At 68.5% G+C, this 1,176-nt stretch carries 1 protein-coding gene; it reads right to left on the reverse strand.

Annotated features, from left to right (window positions below):
* Positions 1-1,176: RND family transporter (locus G3N93_RS40240; RefSeq protein ID WP_206135550.1), on the reverse strand; the 1,176-nt coding region annotated here is incomplete at both ends.

The raw sequence follows: 1,176 nt of genomic DNA on the forward strand, positions 1-1,176 counted from the left end.
TGCCGGCGACGGCTGCTGCCGCGTGCTGCACCGGCAGCACGCGGCGCTCGGCTCGCTCGACGCCAAGCCACGCGGCGAGCGCGGGCAGCAGGAACACCGCGCCGAACAGGTTCACGAGGAACATGAACGCGAGCAGCACGCCCATGTCGACCTGGAACTTCAGCGCGGAGAACGCCCAGGTGCCGACGCCGATGAACATCGTGACGGCCGTGAACAGCGCCGCCGTGCCGCGCTGGCGCATCGCGTCGGCGAAGGCGTCCGGCAGCGTCGCGCCGTGGCGGATGTCGTGCTGCAGGCGCTCGTACAGGTAGATCCCGTAGTCGACGCCCACGCCCACGCCGAGCGTGATCACCGGCAGCGTCGCGACCTTCAGCCCGATGCCGAGAAGCGCCATCACCGCATTGCACAGGATCGACACGAGCGTGAGCGGCACGATGATGCACAGCACCGCGCGCCACGAGCGGAACGTCACCGCGCAGAGCAGCGCGATCGCGCCGAAGATCGACAGCAGCATCGCGATCTCCGCGTCGCCGACGGCCTCGTTGGTCGCGGCCATCACGCCCACGTTGCCGCCCGCGAGCCGGAACGCGACGTTCGGCGTCGGGTTCTCTGCCGCGAAGCGCTTGATCTCGTCGACGATGTGCGCGATGGTCGTGCCTTCGTGATTCTTCGTGTAGATCAGCACCTGGATCGCCTTGCAGTTCGCGGTGTTCATCCCGTTGTCGGGGTCGAACGCGTTGGAACCCTGCGTGAGCCCGTCGCTGGAGCGCGGCAGCGCGGCCCAGCGCGGATTGCCCTCGTTGAACGCGGCGATGAACACCTTGCCCTGCGACGACACGCTCGTCACCGACTGCACGCCGGCCACGCCGCGCATGTTCATCTCGAACTTCTCGATCGCGCTCATCACCGGGTAATGCAGGCACGCGTCGTCGAAGCCGGTCGTCTCGACGATCACCGACAGCACGTCCACGCCGATGTTGTACTGGTGCGTGATCGCCGCGTTGTCGATGTTGTAGCGCGAGTTCGCGCGCAGCTCCGGCGCGCCGGTGCCGATATCGCCGATCTCCAGCTTGCGCGATTCGAGCGTGCCGTAGGCGAGCAGCGCGAGCGCCACCGCGAACACGCCGAGCGCCGGCGCCGGCCGGGCGAACACCGCGAAGCGCGACCACATCGGGC

Origin of the sequence: Burkholderia sp. Se-20378, from assembly GCF_017104665.1 — a bacterium.
Lineage (GTDB): Bacteria > Pseudomonadota > Gammaproteobacteria > Burkholderiales > Burkholderiaceae > Burkholderia > Burkholderia lata.